Origin of the sequence: Actinophytocola sp. NPDC049390 (genome assembly GCF_044466355.1) — a bacterium.
In the GTDB taxonomy this organism is placed as follows: Bacteria; Actinomycetota; Actinomycetes; order Mycobacteriales; family Pseudonocardiaceae; genus Actinophytocola.
Genome location: NZ_JBITMQ010000002.1, coordinates 91,099 through 108,854 on the forward strand (window position 1 = coordinate 91,099; position 17,756 = coordinate 108,854).

The 17,756-nt window shown below is 71.9% G+C and carries 13 protein-coding genes; 5 read left to right on the plus strand and 8 right to left on the minus strand.

The genetic code is table 11. The features are described from left to right. The first annotated feature begins 3 nt into the window (after positions 1–3). From ACIBVP_RS06760 to ACIBVP_RS06770, 3 genes are all read left to right on the plus strand, one after another. Positions 4–1,176 carry a hypothetical protein gene (locus tag ACIBVP_RS06760; protein ID WP_396105028.1) on the plus strand — a complete coding sequence of 391 codons (1,173 nt, stop codon included), beginning with the start codon at positions 4–6 and terminating at the stop codon, positions 1,174–1,176. A gap of 167 nt (positions 1,177–1,343) precedes the next feature. Further along, complete coding sequence (locus ACIBVP_RS06765; RefSeq protein ID WP_396105029.1) at positions 1,344–2,942, plus strand: ATP-binding cassette domain-containing protein; 1,599 nt, start codon at positions 1,344–1,346, stop codon at positions 2,940–2,942. A 155-nt stretch (positions 2,943–3,097) separates the two neighbouring features. Then, positions 3,098–4,072: a glycoside hydrolase family 11 protein gene (locus tag ACIBVP_RS06770; RefSeq protein ID WP_396105030.1), complete on the plus strand. Its 975-nt coding sequence runs from the start codon at positions 3,098–3,100 to the stop codon at positions 4,070–4,072. A gap of 102 nt (positions 4,073–4,174) precedes the next feature. On the opposite strand, the gene ACIBVP_RS06775 is transcribed toward ACIBVP_RS06770, so the two are convergent. The 5 genes from ACIBVP_RS06775 to ACIBVP_RS06795 all read right to left on the minus strand — a co-directional run bounded on the left by ACIBVP_RS06775 (position 4,175) and on the right by ACIBVP_RS06795 (position 11,360). Further along, positions 4,175–6,925 carry a hypothetical protein gene (locus ACIBVP_RS06775; RefSeq protein WP_396105031.1) on the minus strand — a complete coding sequence of 917 codons (2,751 nt, stop codon included), beginning with the start codon at positions 6,923–6,925 and terminating at the stop codon, positions 4,175–4,177. A gap of 72 nt (positions 6,926–6,997) precedes the next feature. Continuing rightward, on the minus strand, positions 6,998–8,122 hold the full coding sequence (locus ACIBVP_RS06780; protein WP_396105032.1) for an AAA family ATPase: 1,125 nt from the start codon (positions 8,120–8,122) through the stop codon (positions 6,998–7,000). A gap of 12 nt (positions 8,123–8,134) precedes the next feature. After that, positions 8,135–9,484, minus strand: a complete 1,350-nt coding sequence (locus ACIBVP_RS06785; protein ID WP_396105033.1) for a VWA domain-containing protein — start codon at positions 9,482–9,484, stop codon at positions 8,135–8,137. Next, positions 9,481–10,860, minus strand: a complete 1,380-nt coding sequence (locus tag ACIBVP_RS06790) for a hypothetical protein (protein ID WP_396105034.1) — start codon at positions 10,858–10,860, stop codon at positions 9,481–9,483. Before ACIBVP_RS06790 ends, ACIBVP_RS06785 begins: the two co-directional genes overlap by 4 nt. Then, complete coding sequence (locus ACIBVP_RS06795) at positions 10,860–11,360, minus strand: hypothetical protein (protein ID WP_396105035.1); 501 nt, start codon at positions 11,358–11,360, stop codon at positions 10,860–10,862. Before ACIBVP_RS06795 ends, ACIBVP_RS06790 begins: the two co-directional genes overlap by 1 nt. A gap of 410 nt (positions 11,361–11,770) precedes the next feature. Between ACIBVP_RS06795 and ACIBVP_RS06800 the strand changes: the two genes are divergently transcribed. After that, a complete protein-coding gene (locus ACIBVP_RS06800) occupies positions 11,771–12,154 on the plus strand; it encodes a serpin family protein (RefSeq protein ID WP_396105036.1) in 384 nt (127 codons plus the stop codon). Between the two features lie 12 nt (positions 12,155–12,166). Here ACIBVP_RS06800 and ACIBVP_RS06805 read toward each other — a convergent pair whose 3' ends face one another. Continuing rightward, positions 12,167–13,276, minus strand: a complete 1,110-nt coding sequence (locus ACIBVP_RS06805; protein WP_396105037.1) for a M23 family metallopeptidase — start codon at positions 13,274–13,276, stop codon at positions 12,167–12,169. Positions 13,277–13,499: 223 nt separating this feature from the next. On the opposite strand from ACIBVP_RS06805, the gene ACIBVP_RS06810 reads away from it, so the two are divergent. Next, positions 13,500–15,122, plus strand: coding sequence for an ankyrin repeat domain-containing protein (locus tag ACIBVP_RS06810; RefSeq protein WP_396105038.1), 1,623 nt, complete (start codon positions 13,500–13,502; stop codon positions 15,120–15,122). Here the strand turns inward: ACIBVP_RS06810 and ACIBVP_RS06815 are convergent. Next, positions 15,112–16,755, minus strand: a complete 1,644-nt coding sequence (locus ACIBVP_RS06815) for an alpha-amylase family protein (RefSeq protein ID WP_396105039.1) — start codon at positions 16,753–16,755, stop codon at positions 15,112–15,114. The genes ACIBVP_RS06810 and ACIBVP_RS06815 overlap by 11 nt on opposite strands. Continuing rightward, entirely contained in the window at positions 16,752–17,702 is a 951-nt protein-coding gene (locus tag ACIBVP_RS06820) for a TIGR03885 family FMN-dependent LLM class oxidoreductase (protein ID WP_396105040.1), read from the minus strand. Before ACIBVP_RS06820 ends, ACIBVP_RS06815 begins: the two co-directional genes overlap by 4 nt. Positions 17,703–17,756: the final 54 nt, after the last annotated feature.

The following is a 17,756-nucleotide window of genomic DNA, read 5'->3' on the forward strand; positions in this document are numbered from 1 at the left end:
TCGATGGCCGACGACGACACGCCCGACGACACGCCCGACGAGGCGGACGTCGAATCCGACGCTCCCGCACCGGAGTCCGCCGACGCCGAAGCGACCCACACCGGGGAATCCACATCGGACACACCATCGGGCGTCGGTGCCACCACCCCCGCGTGGTGGTCCTGGGTGGGCCGCCACCGCAAGCCGGTCGGCATCGTCGCCGCGTTGGTCGTTCTCGCGGTGGTCGCGACCGTGGTCACGGTTTCCGTTGTCACGCCCGGCCCCACGGACGTCGTCCAGTCCTATATGGACGCCCTGCAGGCAGGCGACACCGAGACCGCGCTCGACATCGTCGGCGAGCCCGAGGACGACGACCACGTGCGGATCCTCGCCGAGGAGGCCCTGGCGGACGACTGGACCGTCACCTCCGTCGTGGAGCGCCATCGGCGCGGCGAGGAAGCCGACGTCGACGTCACCATCACCAGCGGCGACACCTCCGAGCAGGGGCGCTTCCACCTCGTGGAGGACGACGACGGGTGGACCATCGAGTCCCCGTTCGTCCGGGTGGACCTGGTGGTCAGCGGCCTCGACACGATCGAGCTCGGCGGCGTGCGGGAGCCCGTGCGCGGTGAGGGCGCGGCGATGTCGTTGCTGCTGTTCCCCGGCGCGTACGACCTCTACCCCAGCCTCGGCGAGCACGTCACGTTCGACCCGGGCGTCCTCGTCGCGGCGCCGCAGACGCCCGCGGGGCAGACCACTCGGTTCGCCGTCCGCTACACCCTGACCGACAAAGGCACGGCCGTGGCCGACGAGGCGATCACCGACCGGGTCGAAGCATGCGAGTCGATGCCCGGCCTCACGCCGGACGGTTGCCCCTTCAATGTGGGCGACGATCGCGCGTTCTACGAGTTCTCCGACGTCGTCGGTGTCAAACGGTCGGTCACGTCCATGCCGAAGGCACGGTTCGTCCCGGCCCCCGACGGGACGCCGCGGCTGGTCCTCCGGACACCGGGCACGGTGACGATCACCGGCAGCGGTATCCCGTACGAGCCGGAGGGCGCCGAGCCCGAACCGTTCACGGTGACCTGCGAGTTCGGCATCGACAGCCTGGCGGTCCCGGTGACCTTCGACGGGGTGACCATGACCAGTGCCGCCACCCGGCCGTACGGGGTGGGGGCGACGCCCGTCTGCTTCTGACCGCGCCGTAAACCGGATGAGCCGCCGCCGGGGTTGATCTACCCTGGTGAACGTGATGCAGCAACTGCTCTACCTCTGAGGGACGACGCCTCCACCGGCCCCGCGGACCGCGGTGCCGGTATTCGTCCTTTCCTGCTCATCACCTCTTCGTGGAGGCAGCTCCCCTCATGTCCGACCTTTCGCTCGCCCCTGCGCGCGCGGCGCACGTCCGCGCGTCCGACGTCCACGTGTCGTTCGGTGGACGGCCCGTGCTAGCCGGGGTGGATCTCGTCGCCGCCGCCGGTGACCGTGTCGCCGTCGTCGGCGAGAACGGCCGCGGCAAGACCACCCTGCTGCGCGTGCTCGCCGGTGCCCTGCCCGCCGACCGGGGCGAGGTGTACCGCACCGGCTCGATCGGCGTGGCCGACCAACAGATCCCGCTCGGCACCGACCGGACCGTCGGTGACCTCATCGACCTCGAGCTGGCCGCCGCGCGTGGTGCGCTCGCCCGGCTGGAACGCGCCACCGAGGCACTCGCCGACGGCCGGCCCGGCGCCGACGACGCCTACGCCACCGCGCTCGCGGCGGCCGAGGCACTCGACGCGTGGGACGCCGACCGGCGGGTCGAGGTGTCGCTGGCCGCGCTGAACGCCGTCGACGACCGCACCCGGCAGCTCGGTGCCCTCTCCGTCGGCCAACGGCACCGCGTGCGGTTGGCGTGCCTGCTCGGCGCGGGCCACGCGATGCTGCTGCTCGACGAACCGACCAACCACCTCGACGCCGCCGGGCTCGACCACCTCACCGCCGCGCTGCGGGCGAGTCCCGGCGTGGTCGTGCTGGTCAGCCACGACCGGGCACTGCTCGCCGACGTGGCCACCACGGTGCTCGACCTCGACCCGTCCAGCGACGGGCGGCCGCGGGTGTACGGCGGTGGCTACGCGAGCTACGTCGAGGGCCGCCGTGCCGAGCGCGCCCGCTGGGAGGCACTGCACAGCGAGCAGGTCGCCGAGCGGCAGCGGCTGGCCGACGACCTCTCGGCCGCGCAGAACCGGTTGCGTGACAACTGGCGGCCGGACAAGGGCCACGGCAAGCACACCCGTGCGACCCGCGCGCCCGGGCTCGTGCGCGCGGTGCACCGGCGGCAGGAGGAACTGGCCGCGCACGTGGTCGCGGTTCCGCCGCCGCCCAACCGGTTCGTCCTGCCCGACCTGCCGGAGCGGCGCGGCACGACACTCGTGCGTGCCGACGGGGTGACCGTGGCGGCCCGGCTCCCGCGGGCCGTCGACGTGGCCCTGGACTCCGGTGATCGTCTCGTGGTGACCGGGCCGAACGGTGCGGGCAAGTCGACGTTGCTCGCCGTGCTGGCCGGTGCGCTGGCGCCGAGCGGCGGCAGTGTCGTGCGCGGGCGGCACATCAGGATCGGCTGGCTCGGTCAGGAGTCCGACCCGCCGGGCCCGCGCACGGCGGTCGAGCTGTACGACGGGCGGGTCGCACGCAGTGGCGGGACCGCGCCGGGGCTGGGGTCGCTCGGGCTGCTGGACCGGCGCGACACCCACCGGCCGGTGGCGGAGCTGTCGATCGGTGCCCGGCGGCGGCTGGACCTCGCGCTGGTCCTCGCCGGGCGGCCGCACGTGCTGCTGCTCGACGAGCCGACCAACCACCTGTCGGCCACGCTCGTCGACGAGCTGACCGTGGCGCTCGCGTCGACACCCGCCGCGGTCGTGGTCGCCACCCACGACCGGCAGCTGCTGCGCGACACCGCGTCCTGGCGACGGCTCGCCCTGTGAGCTTCGGCTGCTCGGAAAGGCGCACGCGCCTTTCCGAGCAGCCGAAATGTTTCGGAATACGGGGTCCGAAACATTTCCGAAAATTATTGACAGCTCGTCGGCGGCGAACTCATAATTTTTCAGCGACGTACCTCGACGAAGAGGAAGCACCGCTGATGAACGTAACTTTCGCGCGCCGGAAAAGACGCAGGTCCAGCCTGGTCGCCGTCGGCGCGAGCATACTGGCGCTGGTGGCGACGACGTTGTTGCCGTCCGGTATCGCCAACGCGATTTCGACAAATCAAACCGGCACCCACAACGGGTACTTCTATTCATTTTGGACCGACAGCCAGGGCACCGTCTCCATGGACCTCGGTGGCGGCGGGAACTACACCACGTCGTGGCGCAACACCGGGAACTTCGTGGCGGGCAAGGGCTGGCGGACCGGCGGGCGGATGAGCGTGAACTACTCCGGTAGCTTCAACCCGTCCGGCAACGCGTACCTGACGCTCTACGGCTGGACGAGGAACCCGCTCGTCGAGTACTACGTCGTCGACAACTGGGGCACCTACCGGCCGACCGGCACGTACAAGGGCACGGTCACCAGCGACGGCGGCACGTACGACATCTACCAGACGACCCGCTACAACGCGCCGTCCATCGACGGCACCAGGACGTTCAACCAGTACTGGAGCGTGCGGCAGTCGAGGCGGACCGGCGGCACCATCACCAGCGGCAACCACTTCGACGCGTGGGCGCGGCACGGCATGAACCTCGGCTCGCACGACTACATGATCCTGGCGACCGAGGGCTACCAGAGCAGCGGCAGCTCCAACATCACCATCGGCGGGTCCGGCGGCGGTGACGGCGGAGGGGGTGGCGGCGGTGGCTGCACCGCGACGCTGTCCGCGGGCGAGCAGTGGAGCGACCGGTACAACCTCAACGTCGCGGTGTCGGGATCGAACAGCTGGACCGTGACGATGAACGTCCCGTCGCCCGCACGGATCATCGCGACCTGGAACATCAGCGCCTCGTACCCGAGCGCCCAGCAGCTCGTCGCCAGACCGAACGGCAACGGCAACAACTGGGGCGTGACCATCCAGCACAACGGCAACTGGACCTGGCCCACCGTGTCCTGCGGCACCGGTTAGCCACTGCCTCTACCGCGCGTTGACGGTGACCCTCGACAACCGATCGAGGGTCACCGTCAACGCTCGATGGAAGGTCCCTCGACCCACGATCGAGCTACTCGATCATGCCAACAGCGACTCCAGTGCGTGCGCGGTTTCGGGGTGGCGGTCCAGCAACGCGATCCCGTTGGTGGCACCGGCCGCAGCCCACGGGTCGTCGCAGCCGAGTAGCGCGGCCACCGCGTCGCACGTCGCCGGGTGCGCGGGCAGCAGCGCCGCACCACCCGCGGCGGCGGTCCGCGCGGGCGCCGGTCCGGGTTGGCCGAGCCACGGCGGAACCCACTCGTCCAGCGCGGCGAGACGGCCGGGGAAGATCCGGCCCGCCTCACGGATCAGCAGCGGGGCCAGCTCGGCACCGCCCGCCCGCAGGGTGGTGATCAGCGTCGGCAGCCACGGCAGCAGCACCGGGTCCGGCAGCCGCGCGAAAGCGTTCGACACCGCCTCCACCACGAAGTCGGCGAGGCCGGGCACGGGTTCGAGCGCGTGCAGGAACCCGCTGAGGTAGCGCGGGTAGGCGGGCAGGACCAGCGGGTTGCCCAGCATGTCGTCGCACCGGGCCCGCAGCTCCGCACGTGTCAGCAACCCGAGGTGCACCCGCGCCGCCCACAGCAGCGCCAGCTTCGCCGGCTCCTCGGGGTGTGACTGCGCGATCGCCAGCTCCAGCTGTGTGCGGTCACAGCCCAGCGACAGCGCGAGCCCCTCCATGCTGAACAGGAAGCCCAGCATCGCGGCGACCTGGCCGACGTTCGCGTCGTCGTCGGTGAACGCGGTCGGCAGCAGCGTGCAGTAGTGCGCGTAGCCGGTCTTGACGAACGACTCGATCCACGACGGCAGCGTGGGCTCGCTGGTGCGGTAGAACGCGAGCAGCCGCCGCACCCGGCGCAGCACCTCGGGGGCGCCGTCGACGCCACGTTCGGTCGACAGGACCTCCAGCGCGCGGGTGCCGAGCTCGCCCGCGAGGCGGTGGCTGCGCAGGTACAGCGTCGCGTCCTCCACGGCCGCCAGCGCCTTCGCGGCGGTCGCGTCCTTGCCGTACGCCACGCGCCGCAGCCGCTGCTCCAGCACCTGCTCGATGCTGACGCCCTCGTAGCCCAGCTCGATGAGCGCCCGCTGGTGCGTGCCGAGCGCCAGGTCCCACGACTCCTGGATGGGGCGTTCCCCGAGCCGCCGCTCCCCCATGATCGGCCGGGCCGCGCCGTGCGGCATGAGGTAGCGCAGCATCCACAGCACGTCCGAGCACGGCCCCAGCTCCGGCCGGGACGCGATGTCGAGCAGCGCCCGCCGCACACCGCGTTGCTGGAGTTTCAGTTCCAGCGGCGCGAGCCGGTCGTGCACGTCGCGGGCCAGCGGCGGCAGCGCGTCGTAGCCGACCTGGCCGATCCGGTCGCCGCCCATCATGATCTCGACGAGGCGGCGCACGTCGCGCCTGCCCGGCACGGTGTCCTTCTCGATGCACGTGACCGCCGCATCCTGGAAGTCGTACGGCGTCGGCTTGGCCCGGTCCCGCATGCCGGCGAGCAGGATCGACGTCTCGAACACCGCGATCGCGTCCGCTGTGGACGCGAGGTAGCCGTTGCGGCGCGCGGCCCGCACGACCTCCACCGACCAGCCGAGCAGCTCCGCCTCGTCGAGGCGGTCGAGCACGGGCGGCCGTTGCAGGAAGCCGGTGAGCTGGTCCGACGACATGGTCGCGGGCACGGGTTCCGGCAACGCCTTGGACCTGGTCCGCTTGGCTCCGCTCGCCTGCCCGGCCAGCCGGAACGGCTGCACCCGCGTCCGCTTGACGTTCTTCGCCCACTCCGTCGCCGCGATCGACACCGAGCCCGCGGCCAGGCCGAACTGCGCCTCGATCGCCGCGTGGCTCGACGGGATCAGGCCGTGCTGCCACTTGCTGGCCGTGCGCGGGCTGATCTCGAACGTGTCGGTGCCGTGGACGCCGAACTCGTCGACCCGGCTGGCCGCGTGGAACGCGCCGCAGACGTACAGGCAGTCGGCGGGGTCGGTGCCGGTCGCGGCGAGGTGCTCGCGCATCCGCGTCCACATGTACCGTTCGCGGTCCTCGTCCACCCGGACGTGCCTGGCGTCGCCGGGGGCCAGGCGCCGGAACAGGCTGCCGATCAGGAGCATGACCTGCCGGTAGGTGTCGTGGTCGCTGTCGCCGAGCGGCAGCTCGACGTACTGGTGCCACCACTCCGACCAGTGCCGCACCTTGCCGTGGCGCAGCAGGTGCTCCTCCAGCTCCGCGAACCGCGGCCGCAGGCCGCCGATCTCCACGCCGATCGCGTCGCCGTGCAGCGCCGCCTCCTCGTCGGGCGGGGGCGCGTCCGGGTCGGCGGGCGCGGTGTCGCGGTGCTCCCACTGGAAGACGTGGTCGGACGACCGGTCCACGAGCACCAGGTCCACGCCGGGGGTGTCCAGTGCGTGCGCGATCGCCTGGTACTCGGCGGACGCCTCGGTGATCGGGGCGACCACCGACAGCGGTGCCCACTCGGCCGGGAACCCGTCGACCTCGGTCGCGAACGCCTGCACCGCGACCGGCAGGCGGCAGTTGCGCAGCTCGGTCAGCAGCGGCGCCATGTCCTCGCACAGCTCCAGGTAGATCACCTTCGGCTGCTTCTCCCGCAGCCGCCGCGCCATCGCGATGGCCGAAGCCGGCGAGTGGTGGCAGACCGGGAAGATCTCGAGCGGCTCCCGCACGGCGCGGTCGACGTCGTCGACGATGCCGAGCAGGATGCCCTCGAGCGCACCCGGTCCGTCGGCGAACGTGGCCGCCGCGTCCCGCAGCTGCGTGCGCAGCGCGTCGAACTCACTCACGACGCCCCCTCGCAGGCTCGGTGGCGCCGCTCGCGGTCGCCGTGTGTCCACGGTTCACTCCCCAAGCTCCGCTCACGACAAGGTGGCGATCGCGTCGCGGCCGCCTGCGAGGAACTCCGGCCACTCGCCGCCCTCGCCCTTGCTGCGCGGCTCGACCACGCCGTGCAGGTACTTGTTGAGGATCGCGAGGTCCTCCGGCTCGCGGCGGGCCAGCGACCCGACGAGCGAGGACGCGAGTGTGCGGGCGGTCAGCGCGTGCTCGCCGAAGAAGTTGCTGTGCAGGATCGCGTCCTCCAGCACGCCGATCTGCTCGGCGGTGGACAGCGCGGACTCCAGCTTCTCGTCGTCGCTGCCCGCCGACGCCGCGGCGGCACGCAGGTCGGCGAAGCTCTGCAGCAGCACGTCCAGCAGCGTCGGCGGCACGTCCAGCTCGATCTGGTGGCGCCGCAGCAGCTCCTCGGTGCGGAACCGGACGATCTCGGTCTCGCTCTTCTTGTTCGTCACCACGGGGATGCGGACGAAGTTGAAGCGCCGCTTGAGCGCCGAGGACAGGTCGTTGACGCCCCGGTCGCGGCTGTTCGCGGTCGCGATGATCGAGAAGCCGGGCTTGGCGAACACGATGTTGTCGCTGTCGCTGTCACCGCCCAGCTCGGGCACGGAGATGTACTTCTCCGACAGGATGGAGATGAGCGCGTCCTGCACGTCGCTCGTGGAACGGGTCAGCTCCTCGAACCGGCCGATCGAGCCCTGCTCCATCGCGGTCATGATCGGCGACGGGATCATCGACTCCCGCGACTGACCCTTCGCGATGACCATGGACACGTTCCACGAGTACTTGATGTGGTCCTCGGTGGTCCCGGCCGTGCCCTGCACGACGAGCGTCGAGTTGCGGCTGATCGCGGCGGCCAGCAGCTCGGCGAGCCAGCTCTTGCCGGTGCCGGGGTCGCCGATCAGCAGCAGGCCGCGGTCGGACGCGAGCGTGACGATGGCCCGCTCGACGAACGTGCGGTCGCCGAACCACTTCTGGGAGATCTCCCGGTCGAGGCCGTCGGCGCGTTCGGCGCCGAGGACGAACAGCCGCACCATCTTCGGCGACAGGCGCCACGCGAACGGCTTGGGGTTGTCGTCGATCGACTCCAGCCAGTCCAGCTCCTCGGCGTACTTGAGCTCGGCGGGGGCGCGCAACAGGTCGGACATGGAAAGCCTCTTTCAGGAAGTCAGGAAGGTCTTGAGTTCGTGGACGAGCTTGCTGATGTGGCCGGAGATCACCGGTGTGCCGAGGTCCTTGAAGCGCTCCCGGAACCACGGGTTGACGCTGCCGCGGCCGGAGCTGGTGACCGACCCGACGGGGATGAACTTCGCCCCGGAGCGGTGGATCGCGGCCATCGACTCGAAGAGCTGCTCGATCCTGGTCTCGTAGAAGTCCGAGATCCACACCACGACGGTGTTCCTCGGTTCGGCGATCTTGGGCTGGGTGAGCCCCATGGCGACCATGCCGTCGTTGCCGCCACCGAGGTTGGTGCGCAGCAGCGTCTCGAACGGGTCGTGCACCCACGGGGTGAGGTCGAGCGCCTGGGTGTCGTAGGCGATCAGGTGCACGTCGACCTTCGGCAGGCCCGCGAAGATCGACGCCAGGATCGCGCAGTTGACCATCGAGTCGACCATCGAGCCCGACTGGTCGACGACCGCGATCAGCCGCTGCGGTGTGGTCTTGCGCGCGGTCTGCCGGTAGTAGAGCCGGTCGACGTACAGCCGCTCGTCCTCCGGGCTCCAGTTGACGAGGTTCTTCCAGATGGTGCGGTCGAGGTCGAGGTTGCGGAACACCCGTTTCGGCGGCACCGATCGGTCCGGCTCGCCGACAGTCGCCTTCTCCACCTGGGTGCGCAGCACCTCGGTGACCTCGTCGACGTAGCGGCGGATCAACGACTTCGCGTTGGCCAGCGCAACACCGGACAGGTTGTTCTTGTCCCGCAGCAACTGCTCGATCAGCGACATGCTCGGCGTCAGCTGCGCGGCGAGGGTGGGATCGGCGAGCACCTCACGCAACCGCATGCGGTTGACGAGGTCGGCTTCGAGGTCGGCGAGGTCGGGACCGATCTCCGGGAGCAGGGTGCTCAGGTCGGGGTTGGGGGCGGTGCCGGTCGTGCCCCGTCCGGAGCGGCCCCGCAGGTCGCCCGGCCGGCAGCCGAGCGCCCGTTCGAGCCAGCCCGCGTCGGCCTGCCAGCGGGAGAGCTGCTCCGCGGTGACGTTGCCCGCGCCGGTGGTGAACACGTTCAGCAGCACCTTCGACACCAGCGCGGCGCGCCGCACCTCGGCGGAGCCGTGTCGTTCGCCGTCCTGCTCGGGCACCATCAGGCCGTCGAACTCGGCCGCCAGGTCCGGGTGCCGTTGCACGATGGAGTCGACGGACGTGTACGGGTCGAGCAGCGCGGGCGGGAGACCGGCGTCCTCGACGACGGCGAGGCTCGCCGACTCCAGCGTCGCCTGTTCCTCGTGGTCGAAGAGCCGTGCGAGCAGCCGCCAGTAGAGGACCTGACGGCGGTTGTCGTCGGAAGTCACTTGCGCAGCAACCTTCCCGCTCGCTCCCGCAGCACCGCCACGGCGTCGGTCGCCGCCTTCTCCGCCTTGACGCCGGCCTTGTCGGTCGTGCCGCCCGCCCACGCCCCGGCGTGCACCGCGACCGGTTTCTTACGCACAGTGGTCTCGACGGCGAGCGGCTGCAGGCGGAACTCCCCGGCGTCCCAGCGGAGCAGGCCGATGCAGGCGTGCGACGCGGCGACGGCCTCGGGGGTGAGCGGTCCCGCCGCGGGCACGCGGTCGGCGTCGACGGCCAGCGAGTGCCCGGCGAGGTCGAAAACCGTTGCCCCGTCGACGGTGCCGGCCGTGTAGCCCTCCAGGAAGACCGGGACCGCGATGCGTGCGGGGTGCCGGTGCAGTGGCGCGGTGACTGCGGCGGTCGCGGTCGGCAGCACCACCCGGGCCGTGGTGAACGCGTCGGCGGGCTCGCCAGGACGGGCCTGCCGGTCGTCCCAGACCAGGTCGCCCTCGGCGGTGACCGGCATGGCGGTGATGTCCATCGAGCGGCCCTCGCCGACCGCGGCGAGGAGCGACAGGTGCGGGCGGAGCAGCTGCCAGATGCCCGCACCGAGCACCGTGTCGGGTTTCGGCACGGAAACACTGGCCCGCACGAGACTCGGCGTGCCGCCGCCCTCCGGTTCGAACACCGCGTGGACCTGTGCCTGCGCTGCGGTCGCGTGTTCGTGCAGGTCCACACCCAGCGGCAGGACACGGCCCGTCGCCGTGCCCGTGGCGGGCGTGTCGGCCGCGCCCGGCACCGTCAGCACCATGGCGCGGGCCCACAGGTCGCCCCAGCGGCGGGTGGGAACGCGAGCCAGGGCGGCCCCTGGGCACGACGCGGCGAGCTCGGCCGCGAACCCGTCAAGAACGGCCGCGAGACGGCGCAGCGCCGGATCCGGCAGCAGTGCGGTGATCACGGGCCCGGCCCCGGAGACGATGTCGTGGTCGATGCCACGCCACCCGGCGCGCGCGATGTCCGACAGCCAGGACCGGGCCGCGGCAAGGAGATTCACCGCCTGCTGCCCGCCCGTCGGTGCGGCGGTGTCCACTGTGACCGGTCGGCCGGTCGCCTCGTCCACACGGTTCACCAGGGCGTCGTGGACCGAGCCGAGCAGCGCGGTGCGTGCCGCGGCGATGGCGAGGAAGTGGTCTTCGCCCGCGGCACCCGCGGCGGCTTTCTCGACGGCCTCGGCGACCCTGCCGCCGAGCGGTGTGCCCGCGACGGCGTCCGCGAGTGGTGCGAGGCCGCCGGGTCGCGGCCGGAGGAGCCCGGTCGTCAGCGCCTCGTCGGTGGCGTCGACCGCGGCGAGGGCCTCGTCGAGCCCGGCGACGGGGTCTGCGAGCAGGTCGGTGCGCATCAGACCACCGCCCTGGTCGGCGGGAACCACTGCATCTCCGGCAGTGGCGTGGTGGTCGCCGTGAGTTCCAGGTACGCGAGGTGGCGCAGGAACTGGCTGAACACCGTCGCCGCGGCGCTGGTGTCCCCCTGCGCGGGCCGCGTGCGGAGCATCTCCGCGGTGATGGTCTGCGCGGTCACCTCGTCGCCGGGTTCGACCCGCAGGTACCGGGCGACCCGCTCGGCCCCGTACTGCAGGACCGCCTCGGTGACCATCGCCAGGATGTGGTTGCAGAAGGAACCCCGGGCACCGCCGCAGGGCCGGTTGTTGTTGGTGCTGCAGGCGAACGCGTAGGTGCCGGCCGTGACCGACGAGACGTACACACGTCCGATGTCCGAGCCGCTGGACACGACGCCCTGCAGCCGTCCGTCGGCCAGCTCGACGAACGGCACCTTGGCGAGCTTCCTCGGCCGGGCGGGCGGTACCACCCGTGCCGTGCTCGACCTCTCCCAATCCGACAACGCACCATCTCCCTGTGTTCCCTCCCCCGCCGTCGCGGGACGCGGAGAACATAGCGGCGCCCACCGACAATGTGGATCTTCGCTGATCACGGCGGTTGCGCCGCAACCTGGTGCGTGGGTGGCATGAGGTTCTCGACGCGGTTGCAGTCTCGTACTGCTCGTCGCGGCGTGTGGTGCGGAGCCGACGCCGGAACCCCCGCCGCGCAGATCAGGGAGGTCCTGCACCTGCCGGACGGGGTGGAGCCGCGGCTGCCCGAGTTCGACCGGGAAGCACTGCGGGTGTCGAACGCCGCCAGGGCGCAGGAGGGCCTCGAACTGAATCCCGCCTTCCGCGACACGCTGCGTTCCCGCCTGAGCGGACCGAGGACGCGCCGTTCACGCGCGCCGACGGCTCGACGGTCACGGTGCCGATGCCGTACCGGGGCGGGCGGCTGGCCTTCACGGTGATCGTGCCCGCCGGCCCCGGCGTGCTGCGCGGCAAGGGGGCCCGCGGCGCGACCCTGCGTGCGGCGGGGATGACCGACGCGTTCTCCACCGCCGCCGACTTCGGCGGGATCACCGACGACGCGCCGCTCCACCTCGACTCCGTGCGGCACCGGACGTTCGTGCGGGTCGACGAGGAGGGCACCGAGGCGGCGGCCGCGTCGGGTGGCGACGCGAAGATCGTCTCGGTGCCGGTGCCACACACGGTGACCGTGGACCGGCCGTTCCTCTTCGTCATCACCGACACCGCGAACGGCGCGCCGTTGTTCCTCGGCCGGATCGGCGACCCCACCGCGGGCGTGGACCGCTGACCAGCTGACTGGTCAGATGTTCACGCCGTGGCTGCGCAGCCACGGCAACGGGTCGATCTTGTTGCCGTTGTCGTGCACCTCGAAGTGCAGGTGCGGACCGGTGGACTGGCCTCGGTTGCCCATCGTGGCGATCTGTTCGCCCACGGCGACGCGCTGGCCGACGCTCACGAGCGACTCGTTGATGTGGCCGTAGACGGTGATCAGCCCGTTGTCGTGCCTGACGCGAACCCACAGGCCGAACCCGCTCGCCGGACCGGAGTCGATCACCTCGCCCGCCATGGCGGAGTGGATGGGGGTGCCGATGCTGTTGGCGATGTCGATGCCGTAGTGGATGGTGCCCCACCGGGCGCCGTAGGTGGAGGTGAGCGTGCCGACGGCGGGCCGTGCGACGTCACCGGTCACCTGGGCGACAGCGCCGCCGCCGGTGTCGGCCGCGTCGTCCGCCCTGTCGGCGGCGGCGCTCTGGGCGGCGAGCGCGGCACGGCGGTCGGCCAGCCGCGTGGTCTCCGCCTTGGCCTTGTCCTGCACGGACACGGCGGTCCTGTACGCGGCCTCGGCGTCGGTCTTGGCCTTCGCGGCGGCGTCGCGGTCGCGGACGGCCTTGTCGCGGGTGGTCTGCGCAGAGCGTGCGGTCGCGGCCTTGCGGTCGACGGCCTGCTGCGTGGCGCCGAACACCTCGCTGTACTCGCCGGAGAGCGCGTTGAGCAGCGACGCCCGGTCGAGCAGGTCGTTCGGGTCCTTGGCCTCGAAGAACGCGCTCATGTTGTCGATGGTGGTGCCCTGGCGGTAGTTCGACGCGGCGAACTGGTCGAACTCCTGGCGCAGCTCGCGCTCCTCCTTCTCGGCCGCCGTGGCGGCCGAGGCGGCCTGGTTGGCCTTGTCGGACGCGGCCTTGGCCGCGGCGCTCGCCTTCTTGTACCGCCCATCGGCGGCGGTGAACGTGGCGTAGGTGGACGCGAGCTTCGCCTGTGCGGCCCGCAGCTCGGCGTCGGCGGCCGCGATCTCGTCGGACAGCGACGGCTGGGCGCCCGCGGGGGACGGGCTGACCAGTGGTGTCGTGACCATCAGCGTGGCGAGCAGGGTCGCGGTGGCGGTTCGCGTCCGTCTGTGACGCGCACCCATGGCGGCTCCAGGGGTAGTCGGCGCGCGGCGCGGGGGAACACCTGACGCGCCCGGGTCGGGGCGACCGCGACTATGCGTCACCGCCGCACCCGGATGCCAGCCGACTTGACGTGAATCACAACATTCAGGTCACGTCGCCGACACGGAACCGCCAACGGCCTTGACAAGCGCCTTATGGTGCGTTCGTCATCTCTGTGCCCTGCGCTCCTGGTTGGCTGTGCGGGTGCCCGACGACCATCCGCTCATCCAGGCTGCCCAGGCAGGCGACCTCGACCGCGTGACAGAACTGCTCGCCGCCGACCCCGGTCTGGTTGACGTCCGCGGCTGGATGGGCATCACCCCGTTGATCGCCGCGGCGTGGCGCGCGGACGCCGCCGAGGTGGTGCGGTTCCTGCTGGCCAGGGGCGCCGACCCGGGCGCGGCGCGGGACGGCGGGGACAACGCGCTGCACTGGACCAGGAGCGGCCGGGTGGCGGAGGCGCTGGCGCCCGCCGCCGGTCCGGCCGGGTTCGCGGCGACGTACCTGTTCGACGAGACACCGCTGCACGTCGCCGCCAGGGAAGGGCGCACCGACGTCGTGCGCGCGTTCCTCGCCGCGGGTGCTGACCCGGGGGTGGTGACCGGTGACGGGCACACCCCGTTGGGCCTCGCGGACGACCCCGGGTCGGCGTTGCTGCTGATCGAGGCGGGCGCGCCGGTGGACCGGCCGGGCACGCTCCTGCACGCCGCCTGCGGCCGCGTCCGCCGCGACGCGGGGTGGCTCGACGTGGCGGAACGGCTGGTCGGGCGGGGCGCGGACCCGGGCGTGCGGGACAGGTTCGGGGCGCTGCCGTCCGACCTGCTGGCCGACGGGCCGCTGCGGGACCGGCTGGTCGCGATGGTCCGGGCGAGCGGCCGGGAGGTGGCGCTGCTGCCCGACGAGGTGGCGGGCCGCGCCCAGGACTGGGTCGTGCTCGACCCGAGCGGGTCGGGTGCTCTCACCAGCCTGTTCTCCGGGACGGTCCTCGTGCGGTGGCGGCTCACGCCGACGGTCGAACCGGTCGAGGTCGTCCGTCTCGGCGGGCGCGCGCCCAGCTGGGGCCTGCACGGCGCGCCCGCGTTCACCGACCGGGAGTCCGTGTGGCTGCGTGACTGGGCCGACCTGCGCCGGGTGCGCGAGGTCCCCGGCGACCTGCTGCCCGACGACCTGTACCCCGAGCCGGCGCTCTCTCCCGACGGCAGGTACCTGGTGGCGCCGTCCTGTGAGGAGATCCGGGTGGTCGACCTCGAACGACAGGTGGTCGTGGGTGACCTCGGCGGGTTCGGTGACTGGAGCGTCGTAGCGCGCTTCTCCCCCGGCGGCCGGACGGTCGTGGTGGGCAACTCGATGCAGGGCACGTGCTGGCTCACCGCCCTCGACCTGGCCGACGGCCCGCACCAACGCTGGACGCGGGACCCGTTGCCCTCCGCGGGCGGGCCGGAGATCGTGTCCGACGTGGCGTTCTCCCCGGACGGGCGCCTCGTCGCGACGTGGGTCCGGCCGGACCACGGCCGCGCACGGGACCACGGCCACCGCGGGCTCGTGGTCGTGACCGGGGCGGACTCGGGTGAGATCGGGTGGCACCGGCCCGTGGACGACGACGTCGCGGGCGCCTCCGGCGGTACCTGCTCCGCGTCGCTGTGTTTCACGCCCGACGGCACCCGGCTGGCCGTCGGGCTGGACACCGGTGTGCTGTGGCTCGACGCCACGTCCGGCGCACCCGCCGGTCGCGACGACACCACCGGCCGGGTGCACGACCTCGCCGCGCACCCGGCGGTCGGCGTCGTCGCCGCCTGCGAGCACGGGCTGCGCGCGCTCAGGTGGTGAGGCGGTACCAGCGGTAGCCGTACGGTCCGATGGTCAGTTCGTCGCCCGGTGTGTGGTCCTCGGCGCCGAGGAGGCCCTGCAGCCGGTCACAGGCCAGGGACAGCGTCAGCTTGGCGTCCGCGCCGGACAGGTTGTGGACGGCGACGACCGCGAGGCCGTCCCACTCGCAGCGGTGCGCGAGCAGCGGACCCTCCGCGTGCAGGACGGTGACCTCACCCCACCCGAGTTCCGGGCACTCCTTGCGCTGGCGGATCAGCCGTTCCATCCAGTTGAGCAGCGAGTCGGGGTCGCGGCGCTGGTCGGTCACGTTCGCGGACACGTCGTCGGGCACCGGCCGGCTCAGACGGGCACCCTCGGGCGCCGGCCGGCTCAGACGGGCACCCTCGGGCGCCGGTGAGAAGCCCGCGTGCGGTGCGGTGGACCACTGCATGGGCGAGCGGGAGCTGAGCCTGCCCGGGATGGCGAGGTTCTCGGCCATGCCGATCTCCTCGCCGTAGAACAGGGTCGGTGTGCCGGGCATCGAGAACATCAGCGAGTACACGAGCCGGATGCGGGCCTCGTCGTGGTCGACCATGGTGGGCAGCCGCAGGCGCAGGCCGCGGCCGTAGACCTGGACGTCCTCGGAAGGGCCGAACGTCTCGAACACCTCCGCGCGTTCGTCGTCGGTCAGCTGGTCCAGCGACAGCTCGTCGTGGTTGCGGACGAAGTTGGCCCACTGGCACTCGGACGGGATGTCGGGCATCGACTCGAGCGTCTTGGCGATCGGCGTCGCGTCCTGGCGGGCGAGTGCCAGGTACATGGCCTGGTTGAGCGGGAAGTTGAACATCATGTTGAGTTCGTCGCCCGCGACGCCGAAGAACTCGACCGCCTTGTCGTAGGGCAGGTTGACCTCGCCGAGCAGCACGGCGTCGCCGCGGCGGCGGGTGAGGAACCGGCCCAGCTCGCGCACGAGCGCGTGCGGGTCCTTGTGCTCCCCCGCCGGGCCGCTGACCTCCTCCAGCAGGAACGGCACCGCGTCGATCCGGTAGCCGACGACGCCGAGCGCGAGCCAGAACGCGCCGATCTTGGCGATCTCGTCGCGCACGGCCGGGTTCGCGGTGTCGAGGTCGGGCTGCTCGGCGTAGAACCGGTGGAAGTACCACTGCCCGGACTCCTCGCACCAGGCCCAGTTCGACGTCTCCTCACCGGGGAAGACGAGCTGCTCGGGGGTGTCCGGCCGTTCGTCGGCCCACACGTAGTAGTCGTGGTAGGGCGCGTCGCGGCCCTTGCGCGCGGAGGCGAACCAGCGGTGCCGGTGCGAGGTGTGGTTGACGACCAGGTCGATGATCACCCGGATGCCGCGGTCCTGGGCGGTGCGCAGCATCTCGGCGAAGTCGCCGAGGGTGCCGAGCCGCTCGTCGATGGCGTAGAAGTCGCTGATGTCGTAGCCGTCGTCGCGTTCCGGCGACGGGTAGCACGGCATCAGCCACAGGCACGTGACGCCGAGACCGGCGAGGTAGTCGATGCGTTCGGTCAGCCCGACGAGGTCGCCGCGGCCGTCGCCGTCGGCGTCGAGGAAGGTCTGCACGTCGAGGCAGTAGATGACCGCGTTCTTCCACCACAGGTCGCTGGTCGCGGTGCGTTTGCCGGTCATGCGAGCTCCGGGAGGACGTGTTCGCCGAAGCAGTCGATGAACGCCTCCTGCTCCTGGCCGACGTGGTGGACGTAGATCTCGTCGAAGCCGAGGTCGGCGGCCTTGAGCAGCCACTCGACGAACCGCTTCGGGTCGCTCGCGATCAGCACGGCGCCGTGCATGTCCTCCGGGCGCACGTGCGCGGCGGCCTGGTCGAACTGTTCGGGCGTGGCGATGTCCCAGCACAGCGGGGCGGGGAAGGTGTTGGTGCGCCACTGTTCGTGTGCGATGCGTAACGCCTCGTCCTCGTCGGGTGCCCAGCTGACGTGGACCTGCAGTGCGAGCGGTTTGCCCTGGTCACGGAAGGGTTCGGCGACGCGGCGGAGGACGTCCTCGGGTTGCCAGATGGTGATGAGCCCCTCGGCCCACTCGGCGGCCCAGCGGGCGGTCGCGTCGCTGACCGCGGTGGCGAGCAGGCGGGGTGGCCGCTCGGGCAGGGTCCACAGTCGCGCCCGGTCGACCCGGACGAGGCCGTGGTGGGTGACCTCCTCGCCGGTGAGCAGCGCGCGGATGACGTCCACGCACTCGCGCAGGCGGGCGTTGCGGGTCGCCTTGTCGGGCCACGGGTCGCCGGTGACGTGCTCGTTGGAGAACTCACCGGTGCCCAGCGCCACCGACAGCCGCCCGGGGTACATCTCGGCGAGCGTCGCGACGGCCTGCGCCACCACCGCCGGGTGGTAGCGCTGACCGGGCGCGTTGACGACCCCGATCGGGAACCGGGTCGTCGCCAGCGCCGCGCCGAGCCACGCGAAGGCGAACCCGGACTCGCCCTGCCTGCTGCTCCACGGCGAGAAGTGGTCCGAGGACCAGGCCGCCTCGAACCCGGCCTCCTCCGCCTGGCGGACGTCCCGCAGCAGCCGGCTCGGCGGGATCTGTTCGTGCGAGGCGTGCCATCCGACGACAGGCATCGTCCGTCCTCCAGTCTGTTCGGACAGGGGCTTTCCCGGACGGGTCGAGACGAA